14 protein-coding genes are annotated in these 16,302 nt (G+C 61.1%); 10 read left to right on the plus strand and 4 right to left on the minus strand.

Annotation, left to right across the window (positions count from 1 at the left end):
• The first annotated feature begins 2 nt into the window (after positions 1 to 2).
• Both OJ996_RS02360 and OJ996_RS02365 read left to right on the plus strand, forming a co-directional pair.
• A complete protein-coding gene (locus OJ996_RS02360; RefSeq protein WP_264510746.1) occupies positions 3 to 662 on the plus strand; it encodes a hypothetical protein in 660 nt (219 codons plus the stop codon).
• Positions 663 to 771: 109 nt separating this feature from the next.
• The gene (locus OJ996_RS02365; protein ID WP_264510748.1) at positions 772 to 2,052 is read left to right on the plus strand and encodes a Gfo/Idh/MocA family protein; all 1,281 of its coding nucleotides are present in this window, start codon (positions 772 to 774) and stop codon (positions 2,050 to 2,052) included.
• Between the two features lie 95 nt (positions 2,053 to 2,147).
• On the opposite strand, the gene OJ996_RS02370 is transcribed toward OJ996_RS02365, so the two are convergent.
• The 3 genes from OJ996_RS02370 to OJ996_RS02380 form a co-directional block, all read right to left on the minus strand.
• Complete coding sequence (locus OJ996_RS02370) at positions 2,148 to 5,198, minus strand: hypothetical protein (protein WP_264510750.1); 3,051 nt, start codon at positions 5,196 to 5,198, stop codon at positions 2,148 to 2,150.
• A 189-nt stretch (positions 5,199 to 5,387) separates the two neighbouring features.
• Positions 5,388 to 6,152, minus strand: coding sequence for a hypothetical protein (locus OJ996_RS02375; RefSeq protein ID WP_264510752.1), 765 nt, complete (start codon positions 6,150 to 6,152; stop codon positions 5,388 to 5,390).
• Positions 6,152 to 6,517: a HesB/IscA family protein gene (locus OJ996_RS02380; protein WP_264510754.1), complete on the minus strand. Its 366-nt coding sequence runs from the start codon at positions 6,515 to 6,517 to the stop codon at positions 6,152 to 6,154. The genes OJ996_RS02375 and OJ996_RS02380 overlap by 1 nt, the downstream gene beginning before the upstream one ends.
• 120 nt (positions 6,518 to 6,637) lie before the next feature.
• Between OJ996_RS02380 and mutL the strand changes: the two genes are divergently transcribed.
• The 5 genes from mutL (at position 6,638) to OJ996_RS02405 (ending at position 12,381) form a co-directional block, all read left to right on the plus strand.
• Positions 6,638 to 8,413: a DNA mismatch repair endonuclease MutL gene (gene mutL, locus OJ996_RS02385; RefSeq protein ID WP_264510757.1), complete on the plus strand. Its 1,776-nt coding sequence runs from the start codon at positions 6,638 to 6,640 to the stop codon at positions 8,411 to 8,413.
• 410 nt (positions 8,414 to 8,823) lie between these two features.
• Positions 8,824 to 9,624, plus strand: a complete 801-nt coding sequence (locus OJ996_RS02390) for a hypothetical protein (RefSeq protein ID WP_264510759.1) — start codon at positions 8,824 to 8,826, stop codon at positions 9,622 to 9,624.
• 299 nt (positions 9,625 to 9,923) lie between these two features.
• Positions 9,924 to 10,733 carry a hypothetical protein gene (locus OJ996_RS02395; RefSeq protein ID WP_264510761.1) on the plus strand — a complete coding sequence of 270 codons (810 nt, stop codon included), beginning with the start codon at positions 9,924 to 9,926 and terminating at the stop codon, positions 10,731 to 10,733.
• Positions 10,730 to 11,317 (plus strand): hypothetical protein, encoded by a 588-nt coding sequence (locus OJ996_RS02400; RefSeq protein ID WP_264510763.1) that lies wholly within the window; start codon positions 10,730 to 10,732, stop codon positions 11,315 to 11,317. The genes OJ996_RS02395 and OJ996_RS02400 overlap by 4 nt, the downstream gene beginning before the upstream one ends.
• A gap of 284 nt (positions 11,318 to 11,601) precedes the next feature.
• Positions 11,602 to 12,381 (plus strand): hypothetical protein, encoded by a 780-nt coding sequence (locus OJ996_RS02405; protein ID WP_264510765.1) that lies wholly within the window; start codon positions 11,602 to 11,604, stop codon positions 12,379 to 12,381.
• A 62-nt stretch (positions 12,382 to 12,443) separates the two neighbouring features.
• On the opposite strand, the gene OJ996_RS02410 is transcribed toward OJ996_RS02405, so the two are convergent.
• Positions 12,444 to 13,076, minus strand: coding sequence for a hypothetical protein (locus OJ996_RS02410; protein ID WP_264510767.1), 633 nt, complete (start codon positions 13,074 to 13,076; stop codon positions 12,444 to 12,446).
• 63 nt (positions 13,077 to 13,139) lie between these two features.
• Between OJ996_RS02410 and OJ996_RS02415 the strand changes: the two genes are divergently transcribed.
• Genes OJ996_RS02415 through OJ996_RS02425 form a run of 3 tightly spaced genes read left to right on the plus strand, consistent with a single transcriptional unit; the run spans position 13,140 to position 16,287 of the window.
• Positions 13,140 to 13,547 carry a hypothetical protein gene (locus OJ996_RS02415; RefSeq protein ID WP_264510769.1) on the plus strand — a complete coding sequence of 136 codons (408 nt, stop codon included), beginning with the start codon at positions 13,140 to 13,142 and terminating at the stop codon, positions 13,545 to 13,547.
• A complete protein-coding gene (locus tag OJ996_RS02420; RefSeq protein WP_264510771.1) occupies positions 13,544 to 14,089 on the plus strand; it encodes a type II secretion system protein in 546 nt (181 codons plus the stop codon). The genes OJ996_RS02415 and OJ996_RS02420 overlap by 4 nt, the downstream gene beginning before the upstream one ends.
• Complete coding sequence (locus tag OJ996_RS02425; RefSeq protein ID WP_264510773.1) at positions 14,086 to 16,287, plus strand: hypothetical protein; 2,202 nt, start codon at positions 14,086 to 14,088, stop codon at positions 16,285 to 16,287. The genes OJ996_RS02420 and OJ996_RS02425 overlap by 4 nt, the downstream gene beginning before the upstream one ends.
• The last annotated feature ends 15 nt before the right edge of the window (positions 16,288 to 16,302 follow it).

Consider the following 16,302-nt stretch of genomic DNA (forward strand, 5'->3'; position numbering starts at 1 on the left):
CCATGTATCGAATTGTTGCTTTCTTTGCCTGCTGCTTCGTCCCGCTGCTTTCCGCTCAGGAATCCGGTAAGAGTGATCTAAAGGTCCGCTTCCTCGCGGAACGGGCTCCTGCCAATCTCGGGCAGGTGGAACTGCTGGCGGGCAAGGTCCGCTCCGCCGGATTCGAGCTGCCGGTGAATCATCTCTCCGAAGTCCAGTCGGCGCCGGCCCGCGCCTTCAGCGTCTGCCAGTCGGGGAAGGAGACTCCGCTCGCCGCGGTGACCCTGCCGGAGAGCGGCAAGGCTTTCATCGTTCTGCTCATCCCCGCCGCCAGCGGCTACAAGCCGGTGGTGGTTCCTTCGGATGCGTCCTTCAAGCCGGGCGACGTCTATTTCTACAATCACTCCGACAAGCCGGTGCTTGGTTACGTGGGTACCGCCAAGTTCATCCTGGAACCGGGCAAGGGACAGACCCTTCGCCCGGAAGGCGCGAAGCCGGAGAAGTATTACGATGTCGGCTTCGGCGTGCGGGAGAAGGAGGGCGACCGCGCCCTCAGCACCACCCGCTGGCCCGTCGATCCGCAACAGCGCTCGTACGTCTTCTTCTTCGTAAACCCGAAGACCAATCGACTCGACTTCCGCGCGGTGGATGAGTTCGTCCCGCCTGAGAAACCGGCTTCCTGAGCTATCCTTAAAGAAAATCGCGTCATTGCGCACTACCCCTTAGGGGAGTCGTGAAGGATTGACGCAAGATCGGCGAACGGGCCTCGTAGTGGGCCTTATGTCTGAGACCATGCCTCTCGCCGACCGCCGTGCTTTCCTGAAGGCCGGGACCATTGCCGCCGCTGCTTCTTCGCTTCCCTCCGTGCTGAATGCGCAGGTTGGCGGGAGCGACGAGATCAAGATCGCGCTCGTCGGCTGCGGCGGTCGCGGCAGCGGTGCCGCTGCCCAGTCCTTGGCCGTGCCCGGCACCCGCCTAGTGGCCATGGCAGATGCCTTCGGCGACAATCTGGAAGGGGCCTACAATCAATTGAAAGGGCAGTTCGGCGAGCGCGTGGACGTGCCGCAGGAGCGCCGCTTCTCCGGCTTCGAGGCATACAAGCAGGCGATTGACGCCGCCGACGTGGTGCTGCTCTGCACTCCTCCCGGCTTCCGCCCGGCGCACTTCGAGTATGCCGTGCAGCAGGGCAAGCACGTCTTCATGGAGAAGCCCGTTGCCGTCGACGGTCCGGGCATTCGCAAGGTGATCGAGGCCGCGAAGGTGGCGGACCAGAAAAAGCTGAAGGTCGTCTGCGGCTTGCAGCGCCGCTACCAGAACAGCTATCTGGAGACCCTCAAGAAAATCAAGGAAGGCGCGATCGGCGACTTCGTTTCCTCGCAGGTTTACTGGGTCAGCGGCGGCGTCTGGGTGCGCGACCGCAAGGACGGCATGAGCGAAATGGAATACCAGATGCGGAACTGGTATTACTTCAACTGGATCTGCGGCGACCACATCTGCGAGCAGCACGTCCATAACCTCGACGTGAGCAACTGGTTCAAGGACGGCCAGCACCCGGTGAAGGCCGTGGGCATGGGTGGCCGCACCAAGCGCGTGGGCAAGAACTACGGCGAGATCTACGACCACTTCTACGTCGAGTACACCTACGCCGATGGCACGGTTATGAACTCGCAATCCCGCCACTGGGACAACGTCTGGTCCCGCGTGAGCGAGACCATCTCCGGCACCGAGGGCAACGCCTACCCGGGCATGATCAAGGATCGCAAGGGCAAGATCATCTGGCGCTTCACCGGGCAGGATAACAACCCTTACGACACCGAGCACGTGGTGCTCTACGATCACATCCGCAGCGATACCCCGATCAACAACGCCTACTACACCGCGGAAAGCACGTTGACCGCGATCCTTGGACGCATGGCCTGCTACACCGGCCAGGAAGTCACCTGGGATCAGGCGCTGAACTCGAAGATCGACACCATGCCGCCGAAGCTCGCTTGGGATGCGGATCCCGGACCGAAGCCCGGTGCCGATGGCATGTATCCCTGCCCGATTCCCGGCGCGGGCGGCGTTGCCTGATACTTTCCTCTTGATCTAGCTAGAATAAGGCCCCGGATCGATGGCAATTGCCATGGGTCCGGGGCCTTCTCAAAGACGCGCGTCGCGTTCCCGCCTCAGGGCAGCGTTACCTCGACGATCCCGAAGAGGCGTGACCGCGTGGCTGGATCGATCGCAACCCGCTCGATGATACGGTCCCGATCCCCGAAGCTCGGCACTACGGTCTTTACCCCGTTCATCGGGACGAAGCTCCCGGGATTCAGAGAGTCGGACCACTTGGCGGTGTAGGTGATGCCGCCGTAGCGGAGGCGGCCATACTCGACTTGGAACCAGGTCTGCCCGTCCTTCTCGACGATGGAGTAGAGTGGCAGCCCGGTGGTATCGGCATAGCCGGTGCCACTCCACGGCGTCAGTCGTCGCGTGTCGGGCCAGTGGGGCACGAGATTGAAGGCAAACTTCAGAAGGTTCGATACCCCGTCCTTCTGAGGCGTGGCGTCGAAGGCGGCGTTGTCACCGCTGAATCCCGCGCCAGCCACGAAGCCGTTGTAGCCGAAGCGGGCTTGCGAGAACCCGTGACCCGTGAGATTCAAGCTGAAAGTCGGTTGGTCGGGATCGTTGGTCGTCAGCGTCAGAGTCGCGTTGTAGGTCTTGCTGTTATCGGCGCTGAAGTGGATCTGCAAGGTGGAGGATTGTCCCGCTTCGATCATGCTCGCGGGGGCCACCTCCATCCGGAAGTTGTATCGATCCGGGCCTGTGACCGTCGCCTCGAAGATCGCCAGACTTGCCGCGGTGCTGCTGGTGTTTTTCAGCGTGATAGGCATCACCATCGCCGGGCTCGGAGGTGCCTCGCCGAAGTCGATCGTGGTGCCGGAGGAGAGGGGCGAGCTATCCGCACGCGCCACCGCGAGCTTGCTCGTGCTGAAGCCGGTGGTCTGGTCGCCCACCAATACCTTGCCACTGCCATCTCCGGGGCTCGCGAAGTAGAAGGAGTGGTGCTCGTCATGGCGGAACGCGAACGAATACCCGCTGAAGGGCCGGGTGAATGCAGTGCTGTAGTCGAGCGCCTGGCCGTGGCCATCCGCACCGGAGATCAGGGAACATGCGAGGAAGGAATTGCCGGTGCCCGTGATCGCCACGTAGTTGTTATTCGGGAGGGTGAGGATGTTTCCCACATGCTCGATGATGCTCAGGTTGCCCATCACGCTGTTCGCCGCGCTGATCTCGCCGCGCACACCGCTGGTGCCCTGACCCAGAGCCACACCCCTTGGACTAGGGATCAGGTAGTTCCCGTTTGGAAGAATGATCGCCGGTGCCATGCCCACGTTGTCCCCGTATTGCCCGCCGACCAGGCTATTCTCCGGACTGATGGGACCGCTTACGCCGGTGGTCCCGCTTCCCCAGGTTGCTGCCCCCGTGTAGGAGACATCGTTGCGCTGCCATCTTGGCGATAGAACCAGATAATCGCCTTGAGGCAGCGGGGTTACTCTCCCCCGTGCTGCTACTTCACCGTAGTGATGCGACCCCACGAGGCTGTTGGCCACATCGACCACTCCGGGATGAGGTCCGCTGCCCGAACGCCAGGTAAGCGCCCCCACATCGATGTTGCTGCCATTGTCCCAAAACTGGCTGCTGACCACGTAGTTCCCGTTGGCGAGCGGCGTGATGTCGCTGCTGCCGACGCCATCGTCCTGCTTGGTCCCGATCAAGCTGCCCGCGGCACTGATCGCGCCCTTGGTGCCGGTGCTGCCGTTGCCCCAGGTCACCGCGCCCACGCCTCTCACGCCATTGTGAATGAAGCCGCCGGAGACCACCACATAGTGACCGTTCGAAAGGGCTTTCACGCGGCTCCCGGTGCCATCGTAGTTCTGGATCCCGGTCATGCTGTTAGAAGCGCTGATGGTTCCCTTGATGCCGGTGCTGCCGTTGCCCCAAGTCGCCGCGCCGATCAGGCCTTTCCAGTAGGGGCTGCCGACCACGTAGTTGCCATTGGTCAAGGCGGCGACTCCCGAGGAACCGACGCTATCTCCGGTGATTGATCCGACCAAGCTGTTGGTTGCAGCTACCGCTCCCTTCACTCCGGTCGTGCCGTTGCCCCACGTCACCGCACCGCGCGTCAGGGTGTTGTTGCCCATGCCCCACTCGGTGCTGATCACGACGTAGTTCCCGTTGGTCAGGGTCGTGATGCCGTCGATCGAGACGTGATCGTTCACCTTGCCACCGATCAGGCTGTTGCTGGCGGAGACAGCGCCCTTCACGCCCGTTGCGGCGCTGCCCCAGGTGGCGGCACCCACGTTCGCAGTGCTGCCTTTGTACCAGTAAGGACTGGAGACCACATAGTTGCCGTTCGCAAGAATGGTCACGCCATGGCTGCCTACTGAGCCGCCGGTGGTCCCGACCAAGCTGTTGGTCGCGGAGACCACGCCTTTCGTGCCGGTGCTGCCATTGCCCCAAGTGACGGCGCCATTGCCCCCGTTCCAAGTCGGGCTCACCACCACGTAATTGCCTCCGGGAAGCGCGATCACCCCGGACCCGAGATCGCTTTCCCACTTGCCCCCACCCACACCGTCTCCGGCAGCGCTGCCGACCAAGCTATTGTCCGCGGTCATCGGCCCGGTGGTCGGTGCAGTGCCGTTGCACCAGATCACTGCACCTGCGTAGGTAGCGGAGCCATTGCTCCATGCAGGGCTATTCACCACGTAGTGACCGTTGCCCAGGAGCGTTATGCAGGATCGGGTACCAAGACGTTGAAGCGCCGTGCTGCCGCTGAGGCTGTTTGCTGCGCTCACGCTACCGCTAATGCCCGTGCTGCCGCTGGCCCAAGTCACCGCACCGGCATCCTCGAGCGTCCCGTTGTCCCACATGGGGCTGAAGACCACGAAGTTCCCGTTGCCAAGCGCGACCACTTGGCTGCCAATGGCATCCTCCGCGGTCGAGCCCCGCAGCGTGCTGATCAATGCGCCGGTGCCACCGTTGAAGAGATAGACCGCCCCGGCATTCTGGCCGCCCGCGTCGTCGCCGGGAGAGGTGATCACCACGTTGCCGGTCGACAGCGGTAGCACGATACTTCCGAACTGGTTCCCGTCCGCGGGATTCGGATCAACGAATTGGGAGAAAGGTACCGCCTGCACGGATACCGGCAGCACGAGCAAAGAGAGAAGACGATGCATGAAGGTGAGGAGAGATGGAAGGAAGAGACAGGGCAGGCGACGCCACGGAGTTAGGATGATCCGCGCGCTCGGGGTAAATCGAAATTCCGGAACGGAACATCGGGAAAACCGATGCGATGTGCGCGAGTGCTGGAAAAATAGCAACTCGGATTGTGTGAAGATCACGTGAATCGTCTAGGGCGATCCCGCTCAGTTCTCCGCGGCAGGGGGAAAGGCGGGCAGGGGGCCGGCGGGATTCAGTTCCATCGGCGCTTGCAGCTTGAAGGTCCGGTCCTTGCCGGCTTGGAAGGCGCCGAAGGCGATGGGCACCACTGTCATGCACACCACCGGCGTGTCTCCACTGTCCGTGCGATTTACATGCAGCAGCATCGCGCAGTTGGGATACTTGGCCACCGATAGGATATCTCCCGGCGCGATCCAGCCGGGAGCCTTCTCGTCGGAGGTCGGGAAGAGATATTCGATCATCACCGGCCACGGAGCGGGCTCGGTGAACTCGTCGGGTGCCACCATCGCTTGGGCACGCACCGCGAAGCCGGGGTGGAAAAGATCGTCCTCACCCAAGCGCCGCACCTTGTCCACGCGGTAGTTCCCTTCCGCATACTGGATCAGCTTCGGTTCGCGCAGGTTGGTCAGGTAGTTCCGCATCAGCGCGGCATTGAACTTCGCCAGGTCTTCCTGCGAGAGCGCGGCGTAGCGGCGGTAAAATGCCCGCGGATCCGCCGATTCCCCCGGCGGTGCTTCCAATTCCGTCAGCGGGAGCGGCGCCGTGGTGCGATGGAGCTTCCGCAGGATCTCATAGTTCCGCGGGATCTCCGGGTGGCGGAAAACGTGCAGGCAGAGCAACCAGCTCAGGACCGCGAGGCAGAGCGCGAGCACGTTTACCAAGGTCCACCAGTAAAAGGCGGGCGGACGCTTCTTCGGCGGCGGCGGCTCCTTGTCGCGTCGGTTCGGCATTAGCTCTTGCCGCAGTCCTCGGGTTCGGGAGTGGGTTCGGCCGCCGTCTCGAAGGAGGTGCCGCAGCCGCAGGAGCGCGCGGCATTCGGGTTATCGATGCGGAACCCGGAGTCGGAAAGATCGTCGACGTAATCGACGCGGCAGCCATCCAGCTTGGAGGTGCTATCCGCCGCCACGATCAGGCGAGCACCGGCCAGATCGAGCACTTCGTCGCCCACCTCCGGCTCGCCGATCTCCATCACATACTGCCAGCCCGCACAGCCGCCCTTTTTCACACCGAGGCGCAAGCCCCGGCCAGGTTCCGCATTCTTGCGTTCCAGCAGTGCCTTCAGTTCGTCGGCTGCCCTGTCCGTGATCGAGATCATCGCTGCGGCAGTGATACGCGCGGCGAGCGGAGGAGCGAGCGAAAAAGCGCCGCGGACGCAAGCGCGCGACTCTTCCGGATTGGCACTTGGAACTTCGGATGTGGCACTTAAAAGTCCCGCGTGCCCCGCATCCGCATCCTGCCCGAGATCCTTGCCAGCCAGGTGGCGGCGGGCGAGGTGGTGGAGCGGCCCGCCAGCGCGGTGAAGGAACTGGTGGAGAACAGCCTCGATGCCGGGGCGGGGGAGATCCTCGTGGAGATCCGGCGCGGTGGGGCTGCCTTGCTGCGGGTGATCGACAATGGCAGCGGCATGTCCCGCGACGACGCACTGCTCTCGCTGGAGCGGCATGCTACCAGCAAGCTCGCCGATTCCGCCGGCTTGGCTTCGATCCGCACCCTCGGCTTCCGCGGGGAAGCCGTGCCGAGCATCGCCAGCGTCTCGCGCTTCCGTTTGGTCACGCGTGAACCCGAGGCGGTCTCCGGCACCGAGATCGCGGTGGAAGGCGGGGTGATGCGTGATGTCCGGGAGGCCGGCTGTGCCCCGGGCACCGTGGTGGAGGTGAAGGATCTCTTCTACAATGTGCCGGCGCGGCGGAAGTTCCTTCGCGCCGAAACCACCGAGGCGGCGCACGTGGAGCACCAGCTCCGCATGCACGCGCTGGCCTCCTCCGGCGTGCGCTTCCGCTTCCGTAAGGATGAGCGCGAGGTCTTCGACCTGCCCGCCGGGATGTCGCGCATGGACCGGGTGCGCTGGATGACCGGCAATGATCTGGGGCGCGAACTCGTGACGTTGCCTCTGACCCACGGCAACGGGCTTTCCGTAGAGGGCTTCATCCTGCCCGCGGGGCATGCGCGCAAGGGCCGCCGCCATCAGTGCGTGTTCCTGAACGGCCGGCCTGTGGAGGACTCGGCGATCTCGCGCGGGCTGGCGGAAGGATTCCGCGGCGCTCTCACCGATGGCCTTCATCCCTGTGCCTGGCTCTGGATCGAAATGGAGCCCACCCTGGTGGATGTGAACGTGCATCCCGCGAAGCGGGAGATCCGCCTGCACCGGCCGCACGATCTCCGCGAGGCCCTCAACTCCGCGGTCCGGGAGGGCTTGGCTCAGGCCGAGGCCGCACGGCGACCGCAGCCTCTTCCTCCCGCGCCGCCACCGCAGCGGCAGCCGATGGCCGTGGCGGACCGGGCGGTGGCTCCGGCACCTTTACCCGCGGCGAAACCTGCCACCATCTGGCCCGCGAGTATTCCGGTGAAGGCCCGCCAGCTTGAGATGCCGCAGGTGGCCCCGCTGCCGGAACCGCAGGCTGATGCCCGCAAGACCTTGCCTTTCCGCTATGTCGGCACCCTGTTGGATCGTTTCGCGATCCTCGAATCCGCGGATGGCTTGGTTCTGCTCGATCCACGGGCCGCCCGGGAGCGAATCCTCTACGAGCGCTGGCTCGCGGCGGAAGGCGGTTCGCATAGTCAGGGGCTGATCGTGCCAGTCTTGCTGGAACCCGGCCCGCGCGAGTGCGATCTCGCCCTGCGTCACCGGGACGAGTTCGCCCGGGCCGGTATCGAGCTGGAGGCCTTCGGCACCGGCACCCTGCGGGTCGGCTCGCTACCGGACTTCCTGCGGGTGGGGGATGCCCGCGCCTTCCTTACCGGCCTGATCGACGAACTGGCCTCCGGGCAGATCCCGGGAGCCCGGCTGGGCTTCGAGGCCTTGGCCCGCCAGCTCGCCCGCCGGGCAGCTCTGGCGGAGGCTCCTAGGCCTCAAGAAGCGATGAAACTGCTTGAGATCCTCTTTGATTGCGAATTGCCCTATTGCGCTCCGGATGGTCGTCCCACTCTGACCGAATACTCCCTACGCGAACTCGAACGCCGTTTTGCGGGGGGGAAATCGGCTGGTCTTTAAAAAAATCCGTCATATCTGATTGTCCAATCAGTCGGTTATTCAAAAGACCTAAAAATTTCATTGTTTGGAGGCTCTTCTACTGCTTCCTTACACGGGTCCATGAGTTCGATCGTTCCGCGTCATTTCCCCGTCGCCGCCGATTCGGCAGGGCGGGGGAATGACGTTGGAGCGGGACTTTTCGGTCGGAGGATCCGCGCTGCCATCGGGATTCCTGCCGCAAAATCGGACATTTGAATCCGGTGCAAACCGTTGATTCCTCAGTATTTCTTTCGAGAATGCGCCTTAGACAACGGTTTCTTCAAAGCGTTCAAAATATCGTTAGAAATTTCTTGTTTGAATTTCCTGATTGTTCATAGTCCGCGGCGAAGAGTCCTGACGGATTGATTTTTTTTTTAAGAAGCTGCCCCTTCATGAAAATATCCCTCCCCATGCTTATCCTGGCGTTCGCGCCGGCCTTGGTGCCGGTCGCGCAGGGAGCGCTGTTGGGGGATCGTTTGGATGAGATGCACGGGCTGCTTCTGGAGAATCGCCGCGAGGCCCTGCCCGGCTTGAGTGACCCCTTCGGCGCTCCGGACAAGGCCCGGATCGTGGTGGAAGACGACCAAGCCACTCCCTCCAACCTCGCCGCTTGGCGCGGCAATGTGGTGGGAACCGTCTTCTGTGTCGGAGAACTGCCTACCCAGAACAATCCGGTCCCGAATACGATGAGCTCGTGGGACATGAGTTGGCAGGCCAACTTCGGCGGCTACGATGATCCCGAGCGCCGCAACGGCTTCCTGCCCGCTGGCTTCACCCCGAAGCTGAATCCTTTCTACGTCGCACTGCCCTACAACGACGTCGCCCGCGGTGGCGGACACCGCCCGGAAGCCTCGGAGGTCATCCCGTGGTTCTGGCGCGAATATCGTGGTGACGGTATCTCGGTCTGCAAGGGCCGGTGGGTAGCGATTCACCGCGAGGGCAAGGTCTGCTACGCGCAGTGGGAAGATGTGGGCCCCTTCGAGGTGGACCACTGGCAGTACGTTTTCGGCAATGAGCCACCCCGCGCCAACCGCAACGACGCGGCTGGCATCGACATCAGCCCGGCGGTCCGCGACTTCCTGGGCTTCCGCAGCGGCGAGCGCGTCCAATGGCGTTTCGTCGAGGCGCGCGACGTCCCGCATGGACCTTGGTCCGGCTGGGGCGACTTCCGCGAGGGTCTGCCCAAACGCTGAGAAAGATCACCCGACAAGCAACCTGACAATTGCTGTTCCCACACCCGACACACACACCCGGACGAGCGATCGTCCACCTTACATGACAAACTGATCCCGTCCGGAGAGGCGATTTCCCGATCGTTTCTCCGGAGGCCCGGCGAGGGACTCTGTCCCGAGAGGGCACGGTCCGGCTTCCTTGGTGAGCCGTCCCGTGCCCGGCACCCTCGCCGGGTCCCTCTTCTCCCGCGGCAAGTCCCACTGCCAAGGGAATCAGGAGAGGCTGTAGAGGTTTGCCAACTGTTCACCCGAAACCAGCCATGAAAACTAGCCGTACGGCTGCCCTAGCGGCCGCTCTCCTTGCCACCGGTGTGTCCGCACCGTGCGCGTTCGCCCAGTCGACGGAACCGTCGAAGCCTGCATCCAAGGTCTTCACGGCCTTTCCGCAGACGGTCCAAACAGGAACCAATCCGACCATTACTTGGGAAATCACCTATCCCGAAGTCGCCAAGGATGTCGTCACTATCGGAGGTAGCGATCCTGGCGGTGGCGGCGGCGGGGGAGGTGACAACGGTACTGGCACCGGCGGCGGCGGAAGTTTCATCGAGACCAAGACCAAGCTGAACGTGAAGGTCCGGGTTCTCGGTGCCGGCGTGACCGTGGCAAACAGCAACGGCAGCAACATGAGCTTCGTTCCGACTGAGGCCCAGCTTCGCCTCAACACCGGTAGCTATTCCCGTATTTTCTACGGTACCAACAACAATGTGAACCCCAGCACGGTGGTTTGGTCCCGTACGGGCACTAACGCCCTGCCTGCACAGTCGAAACTCCGCTTTGGTGGGCGGTACTACTACAACAGTTCTTGGGGTCCCTACTTCAACTCGGATAGCGGCACCAAAAACGTGCGCATTCTGGTGAACGGCGAGCGCCCTCCCACCACCTATCCGCTGCACACTGCACCCACCTTGGAAAGCTTCCTCAAGCCTTACTTGGATGCGTCAGGTAAGGTGAAGATCGGCCCCATGGACTGCATCGTCTTCATGGAGCTCACCCACCACGATTCTCAGATGTCCGATCAAGGTTACGACCTTCAGGACATGGTGCTGCTCGTAACCTTTGAGAAGCCATGAGGACTGCAATTCATTCAACGCTGCGCTTCGCTGCCCTCGTTGCTGCCGTTCTCACCGGAGCAAGTGCCGCACAAGCTCAGGAGACGCCGGTCAAACCGGTCTTCAGGAATGCCGCCACCCATGAGGATCTCGTGGAAGTAGCCAGGAAGGAAGCTGAGGAGAAGGCGAAGCAGCAGATGCATGACAATGCCTTTCGGAAGCCAACTCCCGAGGAGATCGAGCAGGCCAAGCCGCAGGAGCCCACGAGCTTGCTTGCGGTTTCCGACGTGCTTTGCAGTAACGGCCTTGCTACGATGGTGCCCAAGCGCTCGGTTCTCCATATCCCGAAGGCTCATGCTGGCCGTATCGGCATGCGGGAAGGGGCACGCTTTGTTAGCTATCAGGAGTTCGCGGAACAGAACCGCTCTTGGCTCGCTTCTACTCCTGTCTCGCGCAAGCAGGCGGAGGGAAACAAGCCTATGGCGGAGGCTGTGATCAAATCCTTTGAAAAGGAAACCCGCGTCATCGTCGCCACTTTCCAAGAGGGCCCTATCTCGGTCCTTCCCTTGAAAGTTCCTCAAGAGCCAACCGCTGTAACCAAATGAAGTCGCCACTTCTTATTCTTGCGGGACTGTTTCTCGCTCCTTCACTCCTGAATGCTCAAACGGGCAGTACCTTCACTAACCAACTTCGCCAGGTCCAGTTGCCGGACGGTGTCGATTGGCGCGTGCCCATTCCCGCTAAAGGAGCCCAGTTATCGCCCCTTTCAATCGATCCGGGCGGTGCTCGTTTTGAACTTTGGACTACGGAAAATATCAGTCCGCCAAAGGATTATCTTCTCGGAACCCAGTATGTGGGGGCCTACGTGCCTCAGGCGACGGTGACGATCATGACCGCCGATCCTTACACCTCGATTCCCCGGATTCGTGCGGATCAGCCTTTCTCGGTGACTGTTACAGTCAACGGATTGATGACGGATGCTGGAGCCCCCGCGGCCTACAAGAGCGTCAACTTCATGCACCATGTCCAGTCCTACGGGGTTGGCGGGACTGGCATCGGCATCAACCGCGATCAAGCGACCTTGTTCCAGACCGCTTCCATCAAGGAAGAAACATCTCCTGAAGGAGAAACCCGCATCTACAGCTTCACGCTCAACAATGTTCCGGGAACGAACCGGGCCAAGGTGCGCGGCGAGGAACGGTTCACGGTGATGTCGCTCGATGACCAGCAGGGCCCGAACTATCACGTGCTCCCGCAGGTTCTGGCTTCGCGGTATATCCAAGTTTGGCCCGTAGCGGACGGAATGATCGCGGGGATCGAAGATAATCAATTGATCCGGTTCAGCCTGCCGGCGATCACGCTCACGGTGAATGATGTCTATCCTGATTCCCACACCTATGCCCAAGTGTACAAGGGCGAGGTCCGGAACAACGTCGATGGCAAGATCGTGCCCGGGTCCTCCAAGGTGATCGCGGATACCTTGCCGCAGAACTTGCTCTTCACCCTCACGGACACCGATTACTCCAGTGTTTTTGACGAGGGTGGTGACGGTCGCTGGACTATGGAGCTCCTCACCTCCACTCCCTTCGGCATCGATAGGCTCGATTACGTGACCTTCGACTTGGACCGCACCATCCAGTTCAACGGGTCGCTGACGACAAAAGAATAGTCAGGCTAACAGCCCGCGGGTTGTCGCCCTTGCCCGAGGCCATGAACGCTTCCCTCCCAGCACTACTTGTCCCCGCCGCCGCCCCCGGAGAGCGGCTTGGCGGGGACGAGGAGCTTCTCCAAATCCTGCCGCAGGTTGTCGTTCCGGTAGAGGAGCGAGAAGGTGGCCTCCCGCCTGTGCCGGACTTGATCCTCGATCTCGCTGTAGGCCAGCAGGAGGAACAGCCCCTTCACCGGCTCGCGGTGGAAAGAGAGGCTGCGGGTGGCGAATTGATCCTTCACCGCGCGGTCCTGCCGATTGGCGGTCAGCGCCCCGTATTCCGCGGTCAGCGCCTTCTTCAGCTTGTTGAAGCGGGCCTCCATTTCATCCGCGCTGGTCGCGGGATCGCGGTAGTTCACCGTCACCTCGAAGAGCCTTCCCGAATGAAATCGTCCTTCCACGGACTGGGCGGCAGTGCCTGGCAGATTTCCCGTTTTTGGGGAAATTTTCAAAATTCGAAGCGCCGGTTGATCTCCGGGAAGCAAAATGTTAACGTCCAGCGAATGTCTGGAAGCCCAGTCGATCAACTTCTCCGGAGTGTCTCCCCAGCGCAAGCCGAAGGGCGGGTCGAGAAGAGCCTGCGCCTCCGCACTGGTGGATGTCAGCCAGAGGCTCGTGATGCCTATCGCGAAACGCCGGATCAGATGGGAACGCACACGGGGAAGATCGGGTTTTTCCGGCGTGTCCGCAAGCCTGGACGGCATCGCGGTTCGATGCTCGTGGAAGCCACCTTGGCGATGGCGATGCTCTCGACCATCGGTCTGATCCTTTTGAAACTTTCGCTGAACGTGACCACGCCGCGGCAGTGGACCCTGCAGCAGGCGATCACCGATTCCTATCTCACCATCGAGAAGGCCACCGCCCAACGGCAGTCTTTTGAGAACATCATCGGACCGACCTCCCTCTGGCCCTTGGATCCGGTGACCACCACGGTCGAATTCGGCAAATTGCCGGGTGGCACGCCGATTACCGGCACAATTACACGTCAACGCACACCCGGCCCCGACAATGCCAATGCGGCAAACAACCCCACAGGCATGCGGGTATGGCACCTTCAGAGCGTGGCGAGGTATACCGTGGGTCGCCGGAGCTACATCAAATCCCGTACCGTCGTCCGCTCGCAATGAAAGCTCTCCAAAGACGATTCCGTCGTAGCCGTGCCTACACCTTGATAGAGCTTACCTTGGCCATGAGCGTGGGCATGGGCCTCGCGTTGATGATGCTCGCCATCTTCAACCAGCAGCTCGCTTTCCTAAAAATCTTTAACGTGCAGAGCTTCCTGACCACGGACGGTCCCGCGCTGAATAACTACCTCTCCCGTGTTCTCGGTTCTGCGGAAGGCTTCCAGCTTTATGAAACGCCGGAGGGCTTCGAAGATAATGTAGAGCCTTCCGAGACAGAGGCTTCCGTCCTAGTGCTAAAGTTCAAGGAGCCAGGGGGCAGCTTCCGCTACTCGATGCTCTCCTTTGAAGACCCTGAAGGGGAAAAGCCGCAAGGACTTTACTTCCGGCACGTGAGCCCCACCACCTTGGCCTTGGGCGACGCAGAGTGGGCCCTATCCACAAGGCCGGCGGATGTCGAATTTTCCATCGATGCCGGCATTCTGAAAGTGAAGATCACCGGTCCCAATGGCGAGGAGATCACCTACGGCGGCACCCAGCAGTTATGAAATTACCACGCTCCAATAAGAAACTCCGGCGCGGGTTCGTATCCTACGTTATGGTCTTAGGAATGGGGCTTGTGCTCACCCTGCTCACGATCAGCGCCTATCAGCGCGCGACCATGGCTCACAAGGTTCAGGCGGAAACCCAGATCCGCGTGGACTTTGCCGACAAGGAAGACGAGATCCTTCGAGCCATCGTGAACATCACGCCGAATCGCGCCATCCGAGCCATGAAGAGTGGTGCCTCTTCGGAGGCAACTCAACTCCGCTGGCAGGCCATCTTCTCGGATGCTCTGACCCAATCGAACGCCCGCAGTTCTGTCTCGACGCAGTTGCAAACGAGCATGGGGGCCGGAACTTCCATCGTTGCCAATAATGGCGATTCCACACTGGCCAATCTGAACAATATCTTCGATGCGATCGAGCCGGAGCCCGGTTACATGTCCACGGGAATGAACCGTTCCTTGGGTGGTGGCTTCCCGGTGCCCCTGCAAGGCTCAACTGCCATCGCGGATCAGGACAAGGACTATCCGATCATCACCAACTCGAAGATCTATTCCAATTTGGCCAGCGCTGGAGTTACCCTGCCGGTGGCCACTTATTCCCGGCTGAATGTAATCCCTTATCCAGAGATCCGCTTCGGCTACTCCGCCCCCGGTCAACCTTTCGTGGCCAAACGGAACTGGTGGGCCTTCAGCATGCAGCTCGGGGAGAACGATCAGGTCCTTAACAGCTTCTCCCGCGGCGATGGCAGCGTGGGTGAGCGCGACTTCATCCTTTCGATCTACGAGATTCCCTCCCAACTCGCGATTTCAGCGGAGAGCTTCGTCAATCTCGGCAAGCATGCCGATGGGGAGAAGTGGGCAAACACCACGATTGAAGGTGCCGTTTACACCACCCGGGCAGAGGTGGGTTCGGGACTTCACATCGATCGCATTTCAGGCCGTCGCGGCCTTACCTTGGCTAGTGACGTTAAGGTCGGTACGGAAGATCTCGGTGGAAACCCATTCGATCCGGGAGTCCGGGAGAAATACGAAATCAAGCATGAAGGGGCTTTTATGCCTGTTACCTTGGCATCCGAGGCTGGCCGAGCTGCGTTTGTTCCGATCAATCGGGGGATCGAGTTTTTCGATCGCTTTCATGCAACCAACAAGGATGTAGAGGTCAACGTCTTGTCGCCGACCTCGTGGAATAACTATTCTGTCGGAGCTCTCCAATGTGCGCTTCGATTGGACGTGAAAGAAGTCCTCACTCCCACGAATCCTACTCCTTCGGTTTATCGCTTCTCCTATCTCACCGGAACGACAGGAAGCGCGCGGCGCACGATGGATGTTAATATGTTTCCGCCCGTAAATCCGCAGACTGCCAGGACTTTAGAGGATGGATTTGCGGAAGTTGCCCAAGAGAATCAGGAATACAATTTCGGGACTCGCGTCGTTGATGTGGCTTACGGCATTGAGGGCTACTACAATTACATTCGGAATGTGACTGGTCGGGTCAGGTTTGACAACGCCACCTTCGGCGATCCTCGTGTGACAAAGGTCAAGAAGGGCTATTTCCGTCCTGCCCTGCCTTTCGATAACAAGCTGTTGGGGTCGAAACGCTCGATCGCCATTTACCCCGAACGCCTCCGCGAGTTCGTCGCTGCCCTCCCAGGTGGGCCTTCGGGAACCAATGTGAACAATTCCATTGTGATCAATGTGGACTACGTTGCCAATCCAGCCCTTGCCAAGCCTGGACCCCCACCATGTCCGGAGAATGACTACGGGGTGCTGATGACCGAGTGTGACGACCTTCACCATTACGAGAAGGGCTTCTCTCTGGTTACGAATATGCGGCTCTATATCGGAGACGACTTCAATATTGTCCCGACGACTACGCCGGCGGGCTTGACTGCGCCTTTCTTTCCGCCCTGCTCTTTGTTTGCTCCTGAGAAACGCTATGGCACGGAGAAGGATCCGTTCCGCGTGGAAATGAACGGGCAGCTCGGGCACTTGGGCGGCGATACGGGATCGGAGACGCCGGTTCACCTGCTCGACATGAAGATGAGCAGCGGAGCGGATGCCGCCGCCAGCAAGATCGATGTGAACCTCAAGCCGATCACTCACCCGGCAGCCTTGCCTCCCATCTACATGATGAACTGGCTCGTGACCGTGGAAGAACGCCGCAAGGCCTTTTACAACTCCGACGGCAGCGCCCGCTGAGCGCTCTGCCCGGGC

The sequence above is a fragment of the Luteolibacter rhizosphaerae genome (genome assembly GCF_025950095.1).
GTDB classification, from domain to species: Bacteria; Verrucomicrobiota; Verrucomicrobiia; order Verrucomicrobiales; family Akkermansiaceae; genus Haloferula; species Haloferula rhizosphaerae.